The sequence below is a fragment of the Bradyrhizobium japonicum USDA 6 genome (assembly GCF_000284375.1).
Taxonomy (GTDB): domain Bacteria; phylum Pseudomonadota; class Alphaproteobacteria; order Rhizobiales; family Xanthobacteraceae; genus Bradyrhizobium; species Bradyrhizobium japonicum.
The window spans coordinates 5053689-5069049 of the sequence record NC_017249.1 but is presented as its reverse complement, the minus strand read 5'-3'; the positions used below and the strand labels follow the sequence as shown (position 1 = coordinate 5069049).

11 protein-coding genes and 1 pseudogene are annotated in these 15361 nt (G+C 62.5%); 1 reads left to right on the top strand and 11 read right to left on the bottom strand.

Going from position 1 to position 15361, the window contains the following annotated elements; translation table 11 throughout:
• Positions 1 to 133: 133 nt before the first annotated feature.
• The 8 genes and pseudogenes from BJ6T_RS23975 to BJ6T_RS23940 all read right to left on the bottom strand — a co-directional run bounded on the left by BJ6T_RS23975 (position 134) and on the right by BJ6T_RS23940 (position 11887).
• Complete coding sequence (locus BJ6T_RS23975) at positions 134 to 1150, bottom strand: SphA family protein (RefSeq protein WP_014495065.1); 1017 nt, start codon at positions 1148 to 1150, stop codon at positions 134 to 136.
• Between the two features lie 469 nt (positions 1151 to 1619).
• Complete coding sequence (locus tag BJ6T_RS23970; RefSeq protein ID WP_370151667.1) at positions 1620 to 2597, bottom strand: HAD family hydrolase; 978 nt, start codon at positions 2595 to 2597, stop codon at positions 1620 to 1622.
• Between the two features lie 151 nt (positions 2598 to 2748).
• A pseudogene (locus BJ6T_RS23965) lies at positions 2749 to 4454 on the bottom strand (arylsulfatase).
• Positions 4455 to 4598: 144 nt separating this feature from the next.
• Positions 4599 to 6377, bottom strand: a complete 1779-nt coding sequence (locus BJ6T_RS23960) for an arylsulfatase (RefSeq protein WP_014495062.1) — start codon at positions 6375 to 6377, stop codon at positions 4599 to 4601.
• A 180-nt stretch (positions 6378 to 6557) separates the two neighbouring features.
• A complete protein-coding gene (locus tag BJ6T_RS23955; protein WP_014495061.1) occupies positions 6558 to 8333 on the bottom strand; it encodes an arylsulfatase in 1776 nt (591 codons plus the stop codon).
• A 15-nt stretch (positions 8334 to 8348) separates the two neighbouring features.
• Positions 8349 to 9344, bottom strand: coding sequence for a formylglycine-generating enzyme family protein (locus BJ6T_RS23950; RefSeq protein WP_014495060.1), 996 nt, complete (start codon positions 9342 to 9344; stop codon positions 8349 to 8351).
• 400 nt (positions 9345 to 9744) lie between these two features.
• Complete coding sequence (locus BJ6T_RS23945) at positions 9745 to 11127, bottom strand: LysM peptidoglycan-binding domain-containing M23 family metallopeptidase (protein ID WP_014495059.1); 1383 nt, start codon at positions 11125 to 11127, stop codon at positions 9745 to 9747.
• Between the two features lie 109 nt (positions 11128 to 11236).
• Complete coding sequence (locus tag BJ6T_RS23940) at positions 11237 to 11887, bottom strand: protein-L-isoaspartate(D-aspartate) O-methyltransferase (protein ID WP_014495058.1); 651 nt, start codon at positions 11885 to 11887, stop codon at positions 11237 to 11239.
• A 237-nt stretch (positions 11888 to 12124) separates the two neighbouring features.
• Here BJ6T_RS23940 and BJ6T_RS23935 point away from each other — a divergent pair, with 237 nt between their 5' ends.
• Entirely contained in the window at positions 12125 to 12496 is a 372-nt protein-coding gene (locus BJ6T_RS23935) for a response regulator (RefSeq protein WP_014495057.1), read from the top strand.
• 3 nt (positions 12497 to 12499) lie between these two features.
• On the opposite strand, the gene surE is transcribed toward BJ6T_RS23935, so the two are convergent.
• The 3 genes from surE to serS all read right to left on the bottom strand — a co-directional run bounded on the left by surE (position 12500) and on the right by serS (position 15263).
• The gene (gene surE / locus BJ6T_RS23930) at positions 12500 to 13267 is read right to left on the bottom strand and encodes a 5'/3'-nucleotidase SurE (RefSeq protein ID WP_014495056.1); all 768 of its coding nucleotides are present in this window, start codon (positions 13265 to 13267) and stop codon (positions 12500 to 12502) included.
• 104 nt (positions 13268 to 13371) lie between these two features.
• Complete coding sequence (locus tag BJ6T_RS23925) at positions 13372 to 13734, bottom strand: hypothetical protein (RefSeq protein WP_014495055.1); 363 nt, start codon at positions 13732 to 13734, stop codon at positions 13372 to 13374.
• A 197-nt stretch (positions 13735 to 13931) separates the two neighbouring features.
• Entirely contained in the window at positions 13932 to 15263 is a 1332-nt protein-coding gene (gene serS, locus BJ6T_RS23920; RefSeq protein ID WP_014495054.1) for a serine--tRNA ligase, read from the bottom strand.
• Positions 15264 to 15361: the final 98 nt, after the last annotated feature.

The following is a 15361-nucleotide window of genomic DNA, read 5'->3' as shown; positions in this document are numbered from 1 at the left end:
ACGCCTGCTACGCGCCGGCACTACGGCCTCGGTGGTGGTCACCGCAAGAGCTTCGACGGAGACCAGGTGCCACCGGTTGCCCGCGTGTTGCAAAGAATGATCAGCAAACTGACAAGCCGCAGCTTGATTGCTGCTAGTATTTTCTGACGATGGGCTTTGTCGTCGGAGGTGCTCCGGGCGCGGGCGGCGAGATAGAGAAGGTGACCCAGGTATTCCAGCCCGATGGCCGGTTTTCCGCAGCGAACTCGCCGTAAGCTTTCAAATTGAGATAGCCCTGCATGTCGCCGACCGGAAACAGGAATCCGACCTGCGGACCGACTCCAACCACCTGGGACTGGAAGCAGCCGACACGGTCGCCTGAACCGCTGTCGCAGCCGAGCTCCTTGTAGACATAGCCCACGAGGCCAACCATGACCTGCTTCGACAGGAACTGCGATGCACCCCAGTCGAAGTGCATGTCGACGCCGCTCTGATACTGCGTCGTTGTATTCTTGGTATTGTAGGTGAAGCCAAGCACGCCGGAGAATTCGTGGCCGGTCTGCGGATTGAAATAGGTGTAGCCGCCGCCCGCATCAATCGCGCCGTGTCCGATGCCTATATTCGACAGGCGATCGGATTGGTAAGCGCCAACCGGGATGTCGCCGGTGATATAGGTCATGTAGTTGTGGACGCCGGCGTTCCAGCGCAATGCGAATTGCGGGATCAGATCCCCAAAGCCCCATGTCGTGTCGCTGATGGTATCGGACCGCGCGAAGGGGACGCTGTTGCCGAACGGCCCCGTGAGCACGCCTGACAAGGTCCCCGCCAGGCTGGTGCCGACAACGCCATAGGCTCCTATGAGGGACACCGACGCCTGGCCGCCGAGCACCGGCGTCTCGAAGACATAGGTCGGGATCACAAAGCCCAGATTGCCGGTGGCGTTGACACTCAAATTCAGGTTTGCGTTTACGGTCAGGTTGGCCGGAACCCTGCCGAGCGAAAATTCACGTGCACGCGCGACGTCGGCGCCGGCCGATACGGAGGTATGGTAGTAGATATTCGCCAGCGACCACCCCGGCTGCTGCGGCGTCGCCGCGAGGCTTCCAAAGAAGCCGGGCACCCAGAAACTGACGCCGTTTTCATCGGCCAACGCACAATGGGAAAAAAACATAATCGACGGTGCCATGACGAATGCAGCAACGCCAAGTCTGCGTCGACTTGCTGATCTCGGTCGCTCACTCTGCCCCGCAGCCAGTGCAATGCTCCCTGTCATGTCGTGCCTCGTAAGATGTGTCGCCTCCGAATACAACTCGGCGACAGCAGCGTACCCCCGAGGCGACCGGGGCTCATCATGTAAACTTCAACGGGGATAGATCTGTCGTAAGAAAGATCAATGCTGCGACCAAAGAGCCACATTCGGTAACCCAAGTCCGACCGGTTGCCACGGCAGACTTGCTGCAACCCTCACATGGCTGGAAATGTTGAGTATGCAGTTTGTGCCAGTGATTCTATTTTCGGCCCCACCAACGAGTGAGAAAAAAGCAAGCTCGCATTGCCGTTCCCTGGCGTCTCTTGCTGCAACGCGATGCCAGCCAAGGGCTATGGCCGTCTAGATGGCACTTATGGGTCCTTAGAGCATGTCAGTCGAAGGCAAAGATGCGCTTCCAGTCCTTCTTCATGTCCACGACGGTCCACCTGTTCAGCGCTGCAGCGTCGAGCGCGACGTCGAGTTTCCCGAAATGCGAGTCGCGATCGTAGGCATATTCACGTTCCGCGTCGGTATGGTGGACGATCAGGCCGAACCGCGCGCCGCTGGCGCCGAGCGTCGTCCATTGCAGCATTTCGAGATCGCCGTCGGAGTTGCCGAACGCGGCAATGGGACGGCGGCCGATGTGCTCGTTGATGCCGATCGGCTTGCCGGACTTGTCATCGATGAAGTTGATGTCGGGCAGCCGGAAGAGCGTCGGCGCACCGTCCTTGATCTCGAATCGGGTCTTGATCGACGATCCGACAACCTGCTCCGGCGGTATTCCGTAGATCCGCTCGGTCCAGGGCCGCATGAATTCGATGCCGCCGCCTGACACAATGAAGGTCTTGAAGCCGCTGGCCCGGAGATAGGCGAGCAGTTCGAGCATCGGCTGATAGACCAGTTCGGTATACGGCCGCTTGAAGCGGTGATCGCGCGCGGTCGCCAGCCAATCCGTGACAATCTTCTCGAACTCCGCCGTGGTCATGCCGGCATGTGTCACGGCGATGATTTCGACCAATCCTTTTTCGCCTGAAGCCGCAAGCGCCTTCAGGTCGCCGTCCAGCACCGCCGCGAACGGCTGCTTGGTCTTCCATTCCGGATGCATTGGCGCCATGGCCTTCACGCGGTCGAGGGCGAAGGCCAGTTGCACATACATCGGCTGCTCGACCCATAGTGTGCCGTCATTGTCGAAGGTCGCGATGCGCTGATCAGGCGGTACGAAATAGGGTCCGCCTTGCGTCGTGACACGCGCGACGAAGTCGAGGATTGACGATTTGGTCGCGCCGTCGTTCCAGGAGGGAAGCGGATCGCGCTGCGCTTGAGCCTCCGCCGTGGTCGAGCGAAGCGAGGCAGAGAGCAATGGAAGCATCGCCAGCGACGACAGCAGGATGCGGCGGTTGACGCCGAATAAAGCCCGAGGCATCGCCATGGCTGGTCCCTTTCAACAGTGAAGGCAGTGATTGTGAAGGCCTGAAGCGGGCGCTCCGACGCGGAGCGCCCGCTCACCTCATATTTATCTGCTACTTGCCAGCCTGCGACTGCATGGCCTTTTCGATCTGCTCCTTGACCGCTTCCAGGTTGAAGCTCGCCCCTTCTGCATCGGCGGGAACTCGATCGCCGTCTGGGCGAGCTTGCCGACCTCCTGCTGCACGAACTGGAACCGCCAGAACTCGTAAACAAACCAGTTATAGAATGCCAACGACCCCTGCGCGCCGTTGGGCATGTTCGTGCGTTCGAAGGGATCAAGGCGGATATTGGTGAGGATCGGCCAATCAACCTTGACCGTGGCGCCCAACCAGCCGCTTGGCTGATCGGTGAAGCGATATTTGAAGTCGTCGATACGCACCGCGCTCAGTGTGCCCTCGGTGAAATAGAAGACCGAGTGGCGGGCAGACGGGCCCTTTCCGGTAATCAGGTCCATCTGGTTGTACCCGTCGAGGTAGACCTTGTAGGTCTTGCCGGCGAGTTGCTTTCCTTTCCTCAACTCGTCGGCAATATTCGGATTGCCCGCTGCGGCGACGAAGGTCGGGAACCAGTCGAGTCCGGAGATAATGCCGTTCTCGACCTTTCCCGCCGGCACCTTGCCCGGCCAGCGGATCATGCAGGGCACGCGGAAACCGCCTTCCATGGCCGTTCCCTTGCCGCCTGCAAATGGCGTCTGTCCGCCATCGGGCCAGGTGAAGTTCTCCGCGCCATTGTCGGTTGTGAACGCGACGATCGTGTTGTCGTCGAAGCCCTCGTCCTTGAGCTTCTTCATGACGGCGCCGACGATATCGTCCAGTTGGGCGAATCCGCCCTCGGAAACCGACCAGCCGTTTTCGGAGTTGCGCATGTTCTCGTATTTTTCCGAAAGGTGCGTGACGACGTGCATGCGGGTCGGGTTGAGCCAGACGAAGAACGGCTTGTTGTCCCGCTTGGCCTTGTCGATGAAGTCGAACGTGATCTTCAGGATTTCGTCATCCACCGTCTCCATCCGCTTTGGATAAAGCGGTCCGGAGTCCTCGATCTTTTGCTTGCCGATCTTACCCCAGCGCGTCTGCACCGTCGGATCGTCGACGTCGGTCGCCCAGGAATGAACCATGTTGCGGGGACCGACTGTCGCCAAGAGCGCTTGGGGGTAGTTGCGGTGGGCCGGATCTTCCATCGCGTCGAGGTGATAGAGGTAACCAAAGAACTCGTCGAAGCCGTGCACCGTCGGCAGGAATTCGTTGAGGTCGCCAAGGTGGTTCTTGCCGAACTGTCCGGTAGCGTACCCCATGGATTTCAGCGCGGTCGCGATGGTTGGCGCTTGCGCCGGCATGCCTATGGGAGACCCGGCCTGGCCGACGGTGGTAAGGCCGGTGCGGATCGGCAATTCGCCGGTGATGAAATTGGCGCGACCCGCGGTGCAGCTCGCCTCGGCGTAATAGTCGGTGAAGCGCATGCCTTCTGCGGCGAGCTTGTCGAGGTTTGGTGTCCGACTGGCCATGATACCCTGGTGATAGGCACCTATATTGAACCAGCCGATGTCGTCACCCATGATGAAGACGATGTTCGGCCGCTGGCCGGCCGCTGCGGGCGCTGGTGCCGGCTGCTGCGCTTGCGCCGGGGTTGTCAGCCCCACAGCCGAGAGCGCCGAGGCGGCGACGAGCGAACTACCGCTCAATAATAGATCGCGACGCTTCAATCCTCCGCTGGTTTTCTCCGCAGTGCTCTCCACTTTCCTCGAGTTCTCGTCATTGCTCATGATGTATCCTCCTCAGTAGCAGGGTGGGTACGGGTATTAGCCGCAGGCGGCGCCATAGCAGGATAGGCACCTGCTGCCGCCGCCCCTAACGTCAGCATGGCCCTCTCGACCTGCGCCTTGACGACCTCCAGCGTTGCGAGTGGCTTACTGGCCCTCGCGGTGCTTGATCATCTCGTCGATCTTCTTCTTGACAGCATCGAGGTTGAAGGAAGCCGGGTCCTGCATCGGCGGATAGTCGACCGCCGTCAACGCGAGCTTCTCGACATATTGCTGCACCAGGACGAAGCGCCAGAACTCACGGGCGAAGAACTCGTTCATGTAGCCAGGGGACCCGGTGTTCAGCGACTCGCCACGCATGATCGACAACCTCTCGAATGGATCCTGTCTGAGATTGGTCAGGAGCGGCATGTCCGTGGTGACTTTTTCACCCGGCCACCCCCAAGGCTGCACGAAGAACGTAAACTTCATATCGTCCAAGCGAACCGCGCCCAGATGCGGGCCGCCGAAGTAAAAAATCTCCTGGCGTTTGGATGGTCCCTTGCCAGTAAGGAGATCCATCTGGTTGTAGCCATCGAGATGATTCTTGTAGGTCCGCTCGCCGAGCTTCACGCCCCTCAGCAACTGAGTGGTGATGTCTGGGTTGCCCGCCGCGGCCATCAGGGTGGGGAACCAATCGAGGCCGGAGAAGATTCCGTTCTCGACCGTGCCCGGCTTGATCTGGCCCGGCCACCGGATAATGCAAGGTACGCGGAAGCCGCCTTCCCCGACGGTGCCCTTGGTGTTCTTGAATGGCGTCATGCCGCCATCCGGCCACGTGAATACTTCCGCGCCGTTGTCGGTCGTGAAGATCAAGATGGTGTTGTTGGCCTCGCCGATGTCGTCGAGATGCTTCATCAGTGCGCCGATGCTGTCATCCATCTGCGTCATGCCGGCTTCCTCAAGACCGTAGTTCGTCTGGCTGTTCTGCATCGAGCTGTACTTCTTGGAGAGAAACGTCCAGACGTGCATGCGCGTGGTATTGTGCCAGACGAAGAACGGCTTGCCGTCCCTCTTGGCTCTGGACATGAAGTCAGTGGAAGCCTTGACCAACACCTCGTCGAAGGTCGTCATGTCGTATTTTGGCTTCAGGAACGGCAAGTCGTGCATGTTCGGCACGTTCGACATGTCCGGGAACGGCGGCAGAGGGCCTTCATCGACGATCCTCTGCTTGCCGATCTTGCCCCAACGCGGCATCTCGGTCGAATCCTCCGTGTCGGTGGCATAGCTGTGGATCACGCTGCGCGGGCCGTAGGTGTTGTAGTATTTCTCGTCGATGGGGAACGAGTACCAGTACGGGTCCGACATCGCGTCGAGGTGGTACAGGTATCCGAAGAACTCGTCGAAGCCGTGCAGGGTCGGGAGATACTTGTTGAGGTCACCGAGGTGGTTTTTGCCGAACTGCCCGGTGGCATAGCCTTGTGCCTTCAGGGCAGTCGCAAGCGTCGCCGCCTGTGCCGGGATGCCGACGTCGGCACCCGCCTGGCCCACGGTCGTCAGCCCGGTTCGGATCGGCAACTCGCCGGTGATGAAGTTGGCCCGGCCCGCCGTACAGCTGGCTTCGGCGTAATAGTCCGTGAACATCATGCCTTCAGAGGCCAGCTTGTCGAGGTTCGGTGTCTTCCCCGACATGATTCCCCGATGGTAGGCGCCGATGTTGAACCAACCGACATCGTCGCCCATGATGACGACGATGTTCGGCCGCCGACCGGCCGCAGCGGGTGCCGCCTGTTGTTGTGCTTGCGCTGTGGTTGTCAGCCCGACAGCCGAGAGCGCCGAAGCGGCGACAAGCGAACTGCCGCTCAGCAGCAGATCGCGGCGTTTCATTCCGGCGCCCGATTGCGGCGCAACGTCGTGGGATTCTTCCGGCGGAATCTTGTTACTCATGACGTGCTCCTCTCCCTTGTGATGCAACTGGCTCTGTTCGCTTGATGCATCGGAGGCCGACGTCGCTTATGGAGGTGTCAACCGGCCCGGCGCGGCCTCCTTGATCACTTGCTTGCCATTCCGTTGGCGGGCGCCCGTCGTGGGGCGCCCGCTTCGTCGGATCACACTCGTCGCACGCCGCTAGTCGCTGCGACCGGCAATTTTGGCCTGCTTGACCTGTTGCAGCACCTGCTCGAGGTTGTAGCTCGCCGGGTCCTGCAGCGGCGGGTACGGAATATAGGTCTCGAGTTCCTTCAGCCAGAGCGCCTGGCCGATGGGCAGCATGTTCCAGTCATACACGTAGGCTGTAGAAGGGGAGCCGATGACGCCGCCGAGGCCCATGAGTGTCTTGTATTGTGCACCAATGGAAGTCTCGAACGGGTCTCGCTTGATGTTGACGACCTGGGCCCAGTGATAAGGAAGCGCTCCGGCAATGAAGCCCTGCGGCGCGTCGGACACCATCGTGAAGTAGATCTTCCAGTTCTTGTAGCGGACCGCCGACGGATCCTTGCCCGAATAGTAGAAGAAGGTATCGCGCGCCGACTTTTCCGAACGCCCGGAAAGGTATTCGGTCTGATCGACGCCATCGAGCGTTGTCTTCACGATGCCGGGATATTGGCCGGCCTCGATGCGCTTCTTCAGCGCGTCTCCCTTTGCGCCGCCCGCGATGCTGACAAACGTCGGCAGCCAGTCGAGTGACGCGAAGATGTCGTTCTTGATGGTGCCGGGCTTGATGACCCCCGGCCAGCGAACAAGCGCCGGAGCGCGCATGCCGCCTTCCCAGGTGCTCAGCTTGCCGCCCTTGAACGGCGTGGTGCCGCCGTCCGGAAAGGTGATGGTTTCGGCACCGTTGTCGGTCGTGAACACCACGATCGTGTTGTCGAGCTGGCCCATGTCCTGGAGCTTCTTCAGCACATAGCCGATATTGTCATCCAGCTGCTTCATGCCGGCCTCGTTGAGGCCCCAGTCCTTGCCACCGGGCTCGCCGACCATGGCCGCGTATTTGTCGTTCAGCACGGTCGTGATATGCATGCGCGCCGGGTTGTACCAGACGAAGAAAGGCTTGCCCGTCGTCTTCGGATCGTTGCGATCGAGGAAGTCGATGACCTTGGCCGAGATTTCCTCGTCGACGCCCTTCGATCGCTCCAGGGTCAGCGGGCCTTGATCGATGCATTGCTGTGTCCTGGATGAACCGTCCGACTTGCACGACAGGACGTTGCGCGGGGGCGTCAGGCAAACCGCCGTTTTCGGATCGACCGCGCCCGGCACCTCCGGGATGCCGGGGATCGGCGTGTTCTTGCATGGCGGGGCAACCGTCTGCTGGGTGGGCGACTTGTTGATGTCCGGGAAGCTCACGCCCTGCATGGCGTCGAGGTGGTACAGATAGCCCCAGTATTCCTGGAAGCCATGCGCGGTCGGCAGCGCGTCGGTGTGATCGCCGAGATGGTTCTTGCCGAACTCGCCGGTGTTGTAGCCGAGATCAAGCAGGAACTTGGCGAGCGCCGGGGTGCCGGGCCGCAGATAGGACGGGCTGCCGGGAAGCTGCGGAGGAATCATGCCCGTGCGCAGCGGGTGCATACCGGTGAAAAAGGCGTTCCGACCTGCGGTGCAGCTCTGCTCGGCATAGTAATGCGTGAAGATCGCGCCTTCATTGCCGATGCGATCGATGTTGGGCGTCTCCCCGACCATCAGGCCGCGATGGTAGATGCTTGGCTGGTACAGGCCGATGTCGTCACCCATGATGAAGAGGATGTTGGGCTTTTGCGCCGGCTGTGCGGTCGCCGGAGTGCTGATCAACCCAGGGGATGGTATTAACATCGTCGCACCGAGCAGCGCTGCGCAGGACCGTCTGATCCAGCTTTGCGTCTTGCGTGGCGTTGCGACCGAAAGCTCGTCATTGAATATGCAATTCAACATGGCCTCGCTCTCCCGTTATGATGCGTTAGAGACACCTCGCCTGATGCACCGAAATCCAAGGTGGCTCGTGGATGTGTCGATCGGCTCCGCATGCCGCGCAGCCGGCCGGTAGCGTCGGCAGTAATTCGGCGCGCACAAATGCGAGCCGCCTTTGATGACTTTGCGTGGAATCTTGACGTTGATCGTTCTGGGGTCGTAGCTATCGGCCTCGCGGCCGCCGCGCGGGTTCTCTGGAATGCAGCAGGCTTTTGCAGCGTCGGCCTCATGCCGAGGCGAGTACCAGTCGGACGTCCACTCCCAGACGTTGCCGATCAGATCGTGCAGCCCGTAACCGTTCGGCGGGAATGCCGTAACCGGCGATGTCCGTTCATACCCGTCGTCCCCGGTGTTCTGGCGTGGAAATTCGCCCTGCCAGGTGTTGGCCATGTGACGGCCCCCGGGCGCAAATTCATCTCCCCATGCGAACTCGGCGCCATCCAGCCCGCCGCGCGCCGCGAACTCCCATTCCGCTTCGGTTGGCAAATCCTTGCCGGCCCATCTTGCGTAGGCGAGCGCATCGCTGAAGGCCACATGCACGACGGGATGATCGTCCAGCCCACGGATGTCGCTGCCCGGCCCGTAGGGGTGCCGCCAGTCCGCGCCTTTGGCGAAGGTCCACCACTGGCTGAAGTCCCGGAGATCGACCGGATACGCGGGCGGAGAGAACATCAGGGAGCCCGCATAGACCATGTGCGGGAGTATTCCGGGATAGTCCTTTGGATCGGGTGGAATCTCGGCAACGGTGACGTGGCCGGTTGTCTTGGCGAACGCCTTGAATTGCCGGTTCGTCACTGGATGGCAATCCATCCAGAACGCATCCACGGTGACACGGTGGACCGGCGCTTCCTCCGGATAGTGCCGATCCGACCCCATGCGAAACGTGCCGCCCGGCACGTACAGCATTCCCTCACCTGCCGGATGCTGGACCGATTGTCCGGAATCAGGCGGCGATTTCGCATCAGCCAGCTTCATGGCGATCTCCGGACCCGAGCGTCATTGGCCTGCGCCGCTACGGAAACGGAATGCCACTCTTCGAGATTGATCTAGATCAAAGGCTCCCGGTTGGGTCATTCACGATGGCGCGGGGTCGCCAGCAAGCCTCGCGATGTCCGCGGCGTCATCAAAACCGAAGCAGATTCAGAACAGTAGGACATCCCACCGACAGCCATCGGCTACTTTGCATGGGGTTGTTTTTCAAAAATTGATTGTCCGGACACAAAAGCCTCAATACGCCACGGTTCGAGGCAGCTTCTCGGCGCGGCGACCGCCGCCCTTGGAATACTGGATCGCCCGCACCAGTGCGCAATGCGCACAAGGCGGGCGATGACAGCTACTCGTGGTGATTGCGTGCCCTACTCTGTGGGCCCGCGCCTCACGCCCCGTTCAGGAATTGAAGCGGGTCAACCGGACTCGATCCCTTACGGATCTCGAAGTGGAGCTGCGGCGACGCCACCTCCCCGGATTGACCCGACTTGGCAATGACCTGACCGCGCTTGATGGTATCGCCGCGCTTCACCATCAGCTCACTCGCATGGGCATATGCGGTGACGTAGCCGTTGGAGTGCCGAACCAGGACCAGATTGCCGTAACCTTTGAGCTCGTTGCCTGAATAGGCGACGACGCCGTCTTCCGCCGCCTTGACCGGCGTCCCCTCGGGCACCGCGAGATTGATGCCGTCGTTGGACTTGCCATTGGTCTTGGCGCCATAGCTCGTGACCACCTTGCCACGCACCGGCCAGCGGAATGTCGGCAGCGCACTGGTGGTCTCCGCAGCTTTCGCCGGAGCCTCTGCGGCCTTCTCTTCGACATTGGTCGTGGCCTGGGCCAGACGCGCGCTTTGCACGGGTGCGGCAACAGCGGCCATCTTGGTGGCGGGTGCGGGAGCAACCGCAACGGGCTGCAGCGTCCCCGCGACAGGGGCCGCAGCAACCGGCGCCGCAACGGCGGCGGTCTTGGCGCCTGGCACGGTCAGCCTGGTGCCGAGCTTGAGCTTGGCCGACGGATCGAGGCCGTTGGCACGGGCAAGCTCGGCCGACGAGATGTGGTTCTTGCGGGCAATGCTGGCGAGCGTGTCGCCGTGGTTAACGAAGTGTGTGCTCGATGGTGCGACGACAGCTGCAACCGGCTTCGCAGCAGGCGCCATCGCGGGAGCCGCCGCGACAGGAGCCATCGCCGGTGCGGGCGCAGCGGCTGTGGCCGGATGCGGGATGATCAGTTGCTGACCGGGCGAGAGCGCGCGCGGGCCCTTGTAGCCGTTGGCGGCGAGGATCGCCTGTGGCGTGACGCGATAGCGCTTGGCGAGCACGTCGAGCGTGTCGCTGGTGCCGACGATGATCTTGGTCCCGCCGGCCGGCTGGGCGGCCGCGACCGAGCGCGGCGGCACGGTGGCCGTGGTTTCAAGATGCGGCTGCGCCGGGGGCGCGTAGGAACTGACGCCACGGCCGCCCCCGGACACGCCACCACCCCCGGTGACGGGGTAAGATTGCGGCGCGGAGACCGCCGGCGGCGGCAAGGGCTGCGACTGATAATAACCGGGCTGCGTCTGCGGCCGCGAATATTGCGGCAGCTCACGCTGCGGCGGCGGTGCCTGCTGCACCGAACCGGTCTGATCAGACGAGAAGGGGTTGGAGAAGTTCGACTGGGACAGGCGCGACGACATGTCGGCGCTGCACCCTGCGAAGCTGAAGGAGATCAGCGCCAGCGCCGCGACCTGCGGTACGCGGCGCGAGTAAAGCAACTCGGCGACGATAGACATGGTTACTCACTCGTACGCAACAGAACTGGTCTTTTAAGTAAACACGCGCCGAGTAAATAACGGCTTAACCCTCCCAATAAGATGTTGGCGGCACAGCCGATCCGGAGATCTACAGCTCCCGCGCCACCCCGGGCAGCGCCGGCACGAAGCGGACCTCGACGAGTTCCTTGCGCTCGATCCCGGCTTCGGTCCGGCTGAAGCGGACCAGCGTCTGCACACCATGGTGCGGGCCGATGGGCGCGATCAGGATGCCGCCGACCTCCAGCCGCTCGACCAGGTTCTCCGGAAGCTGCTCCATCGCGGCGGTCACGATGATGCGGTCGAACGGGCCGATATTGGCCGGCAGGTTGAGGCCGTCGCCGAGCATCACCTCGACATTGTGACAGCCGAGCTTTTCGAGCCGGGCGCGTGCCGCCTCCGCGAGCTTGCGGTAGCGCTCGACGGTCAGCACCTGGCCCGCGAGACGCGACAGCACGGCGGCCTGATAGCCCGAGCCGGCGCCGATCTCGAGCACGCGGTGCTTCTTCTGGAGCTGCAGTTGCTCGGTCATGTAGGCGACGACGAAGGGCTGGCTGATGGTCTGCCCGCAGGCGATCGGCAGCGCGCTGTCACGATAGGCGGCGTCGCGATCGGCCTCCTCGACGAACAGATCGCGCGGCACCTCCTCCATGGTTCGCAGCACCGCCTGATCGCTGATGCCGCGGCGCCTCAGCGAGAGCTGAAACATCATCTTTTCCGGCGGGTGCTGATCGGAGGTCATCGCTGCTTATCGTCTCGTCGGGTCCGGGGCCACGTGTCTCGTTAAGACCCGGGGCAGGAATCCTGTTCCTACCCAGGAACCCATGATAGCCGTTCGGGCGCGGTATTGGACCATAAATCGGCTTGCAACGGGTTGGCTGCAAAGACCATTTTCAGGTGTCCGCTCGCCGAAACGCGCATTGCGTCGATTCGCGTTATCTGCGAACGTTTTCCGCAAATGGGCAAGGACTCAACGACTATGACCGCGACAGGGCTTTCGGGCCGCTCTGTATTCCTCGTCGAGGACGAGGTGATGATCAGGATGATGGTCGCGGATATGCTCGAAGAGCTCGGCTACAAGGTGGCCGCCGAGGCCGGCGATATCACCGAGGCCCTGCGGCTCGCCCAGGCGACCGAGTTCGACATCGCCATCCTCGACGTCAACGTCAACGGCAAGGTCATCTCTCCGGTCGCCGATGTGATCAGGGCGAAGGGCTGCCCGTTCATCTTCGCCACCGGCTACGGCTCCTCCGGCCTGCCCGAGCAGTACCGCGACCGGCCGGCGCTGCAGAAGCCGTTCCAGCTCGACGCGCTCGGCAAGACCATCGAAGCCGCCCTTCGCGGCGGCTAGCGATTACTTCAGCGTCGCGCTCAGCGCTTCGGAAAACGCCTCATTGGTGCGGTCGAGCCGGAGCGGCGTGACGGAGACATAGCGCTCGCGCAGCGCCGCCAGATCGGTGCCTTCGGCAGGCGTATCCATCATCGCGGCGCGCTCGAAGCCGATCCAGAAATAGGGATTGTTGCGGCCGTCCCTGCGCTCGTCGATCCTGAGGAAGCCGAGATTGCGCTTGCCCTGGCGGGTGACGCGGATGCCGAGCACCTCTTCCGGCGTACAGGCCGGGAAATTGACGTTGATGACGGTGTCCTTCGGGATGCCGGCGGCGATCACCTTGCGCAGGATGTCGGGTCCGAATTTGAGCGCGGTATCCCAAAGCGGGCGCTCGCGCGTCTCGACGCTGAACTCCTGCGACAGGGCGAAAGACGGCAGCCCCAGGATGGTGCCCTCCAGCGCGCCGGCGATGGTGCCGGAATAGACCACGTCCTCGGCGACGTTGCGGCCCTTGTTGACGCCGGACAGGACGAGGTCCGGTGGCTTGGTGCCGAGGATATGGCGCGCGCCCATGATGACGCAGTCGGTCGGCGTGCCGCGCACGGCGAAGTGCCTTGGTCCGACCTCGCGCAGGCGCAGCGGATCGTTCAGCGAGAGCGAATGCGACACCCCGGACTGGTCGAGCTCGGGCGCCACGACCCAGACGTCGTCGGACAATGCGCGCGCGATCTCCTCCACGACCTTGAGGCCGGGGGCGTGAATGCCGTCGTCATTGGTGCAGAGAATGCGCATATTAAAAATCGTTCCTGAAGCGGGTCTGAGCCGTCTTATCCGGCCGAGGCCGATCAGGCAAACCGGCCGACAGGGTCCGGCGGCGGGTTCCCAGCCTGGTCCTGCTACCTGCGGATGCGCCATTGCGGCAGGAAGCGTGCAAGCCTGCCTTCCGCACGCAGCTTCATCGCCGGCACCACCAGGCTCACGACGGGAGCCTCGACCACCCCGAGCGCCTCCAAGTGCGCGAGGATCGGGTCCGGCTCCGGCGTCTGCGGAAAGCGTTCGCGCGCTACGGTCAGTGCCTTGTCAAAATCCGCAGCATTCACGCCGGGCTTGGCCCGCCGGCTGCACACGAGATCATCATCCCAGAGCCGCGCGATCGCGATGTCGAGCACACCACGCAGACGCTGATCGACAGCCTGGATACCGGCACCTGTCACCGCCCATTGTCTACCGACCCAGAAGATGTCGCGGTGCAAGGCCATGGACGGTGAGTTCGTGTTGTCGGGTGGCCGGCAGAATAACCAGCCACCCGATCTTCGCAACCAAACGTTTCTGCGTGACAGCGTGGCAACACGCCTTGGACTCCCGTTCCGATAGAATCGGAACGGGAGTCCAGATTTTTATCTTGTTTGACGCGTTTTCTTGACGCGAACCGGTATCGACTTCGCTCGAAAACGCGCTACTCGCGCGCGACCACCTTCAGCCCGCCCATATAGGGCTGGAGCACGTCGGGGACTGCGATCGAGCCGTCCTCCTGTTGATAAGTCTCCATCACGGCGATCAGCGCGCGGCCGAGCGCGGTGCCGGAGCCGTTCAGCGTGTGCACGAATCGCGGCTTGCCGTCCGGACCGCGCGAGCGGGCGTCCATGCGGCGGGCCTGGAAGTCACCGCAGACCGAGCAGCTCGAGATCTCGCGGAACGCGCCGCCCTCGCCCTGCCCGGGCATCCAGACCTCGATGTCATAGGTTTTTTGCGACGAAAAGCCCATGTCTCCGGTGCACAGCGTCATCACGCGGTAATGCAGATCGAGCCGGCGCAGCACTTCCTCGGCGCATGCCAGCATCCGCTCATGCTCGTCCTTGCTGGTCTCCGGCGTCGTGATCGACACCAGCTCAACCTTGGTGAACTGGTGCTGGCGGATCATGCCTCGGGTATCACGCCCTGCGGCGCCCGCCTCCGCGCGAAAACACGGCGTCAGCGCAGTCAAACGCATCGGCAGCTGCTTCTCATCGAGGATGGATTCTCGAACGAGGTTGGTGAGCGCCACCTCCGCCGTCGGAATGATGCCGAGACGCTCCGTCCGCAGCCGCTCCAGATCGGGTGCGGCGAGCAATTCGCCCTTGATCGCCCAGAACTGGTCGTCCTCGAATTTCGGCAATTGTCCCGTACCGAACATGATCTCGTTGCGGACCAGCAGCGGCGGATTGATCTCGGTATAGCCGTGCTCGTCGACGTGCAGATTCAGCATGAACTGGCCGAGCGCGCGTTCGAGCCGCGCCAGCCCCTTCTTCAGCACGACGAAGCGCGCGCCGGAGAGCTTTGCCGCCGTCTCGAAATCCATGTCACCGAGCGCGCCGCCGAGATCATCATGGGGTTTGGGCGCAAACGCGTAGTTGCGCCGGTTGCCGAAGACATGGCGTTGCACGTTGCCGTGCTCGTCGACGCCGTCGGGCACTTCGCCGAGCGGCAGATTGGGGATCGCCGACAGCGCCGTGGCAAGCTCCTCGTCGGCGGCTTTCGCAACGGCTTCGAGCTGCGGCATCGTGGTCTTGAGCTCGGCGACCTCCGCCATGAGCTTGGCAGCGCGCGTGTCATCCTTCGCCTTCTTGGCGTCGCCGATCTCCTTGGAGGCCGCATTGCGCCGCGCCTGCGCCTGCTCCGAGGCCAGGATTGCCGCCCGCCGCTTCTCGTCGATCGCGAGCAGCGACGCCGACAACGGCTTCAGGCCGCGCCTGGCGAGGCCTGCGTCGAAGGCTTGCGGATTGTCGCGGATCGATTTGATGTCGTGCATGGCGGTGGTCCTGGATCAGCGCGCAACAGCCAACGCGGTATGTTGGGAGCTTGCATCGCGCTTCCCACTACCACAGGCGTCATCGCCCGCGAAAGCGG

Bases quoted from the DNA above. Each gene is read 5' to 3' on its own strand.
- BJ6T_RS23975 (WP_014495065.1), bottom strand. From the start codon at position 1,150: ATGTTTTTTTCCCATTGTGCGTTGGCCGATGAAAACGGCGTCAGTTTC.
- BJ6T_RS23970 (WP_370151667.1), bottom strand. From the start codon at position 2,597: ATGCTTCCATTGCTCTCTGCCTCGCTTCGCTCGACCACGGCGGAGGCT.
- BJ6T_RS23960 (WP_014495062.1), bottom strand. From the start codon at position 6,377: ATGAGTAACAAGATTCCGCCGGAAGAATCCCACGACGTTGCGCCGCAA.
- BJ6T_RS23955 (WP_014495061.1), bottom strand. From the start codon at position 8,333: ATGTTGAATTGCATATTCAATGACGAGCTTTCGGTCGCAACGCCACGC.
- BJ6T_RS23950 (WP_014495060.1), bottom strand. From the start codon at position 9,344: ATGAAGCTGGCTGATGCGAAATCGCCGCCTGATTCCGGACAATCGGTC.
- BJ6T_RS23945 (WP_014495059.1), bottom strand. From the start codon at position 11,127: ATGTCTATCGTCGCCGAGTTGCTTTACTCGCGCCGCGTACCGCAGGTC.
- BJ6T_RS23940 (WP_014495058.1), bottom strand. From the start codon at position 11,887: ATGACCTCCGATCAGCACCCGCCGGAAAAGATGATGTTTCAGCTCTCG.
- BJ6T_RS23935 (WP_014495057.1), top strand. From the start codon at position 12,125: ATGACCGCGACAGGGCTTTCGGGCCGCTCTGTATTCCTCGTCGAGGAC.
- surE (WP_014495056.1), bottom strand. From the start codon at position 13,267: ATGCGCATTCTCTGCACCAATGACGACGGCATTCACGCCCCCGGCCTC.
- BJ6T_RS23925 (WP_014495055.1), bottom strand. From the start codon at position 13,734: ATGGCCTTGCACCGCGACATCTTCTGGGTCGGTAGACAATGGGCGGTG.
- serS (WP_014495054.1), bottom strand. From the start codon at position 15,263: ATGCACGACATCAAATCGATCCGCGACAATCCGCAAGCCTTCGACGCA.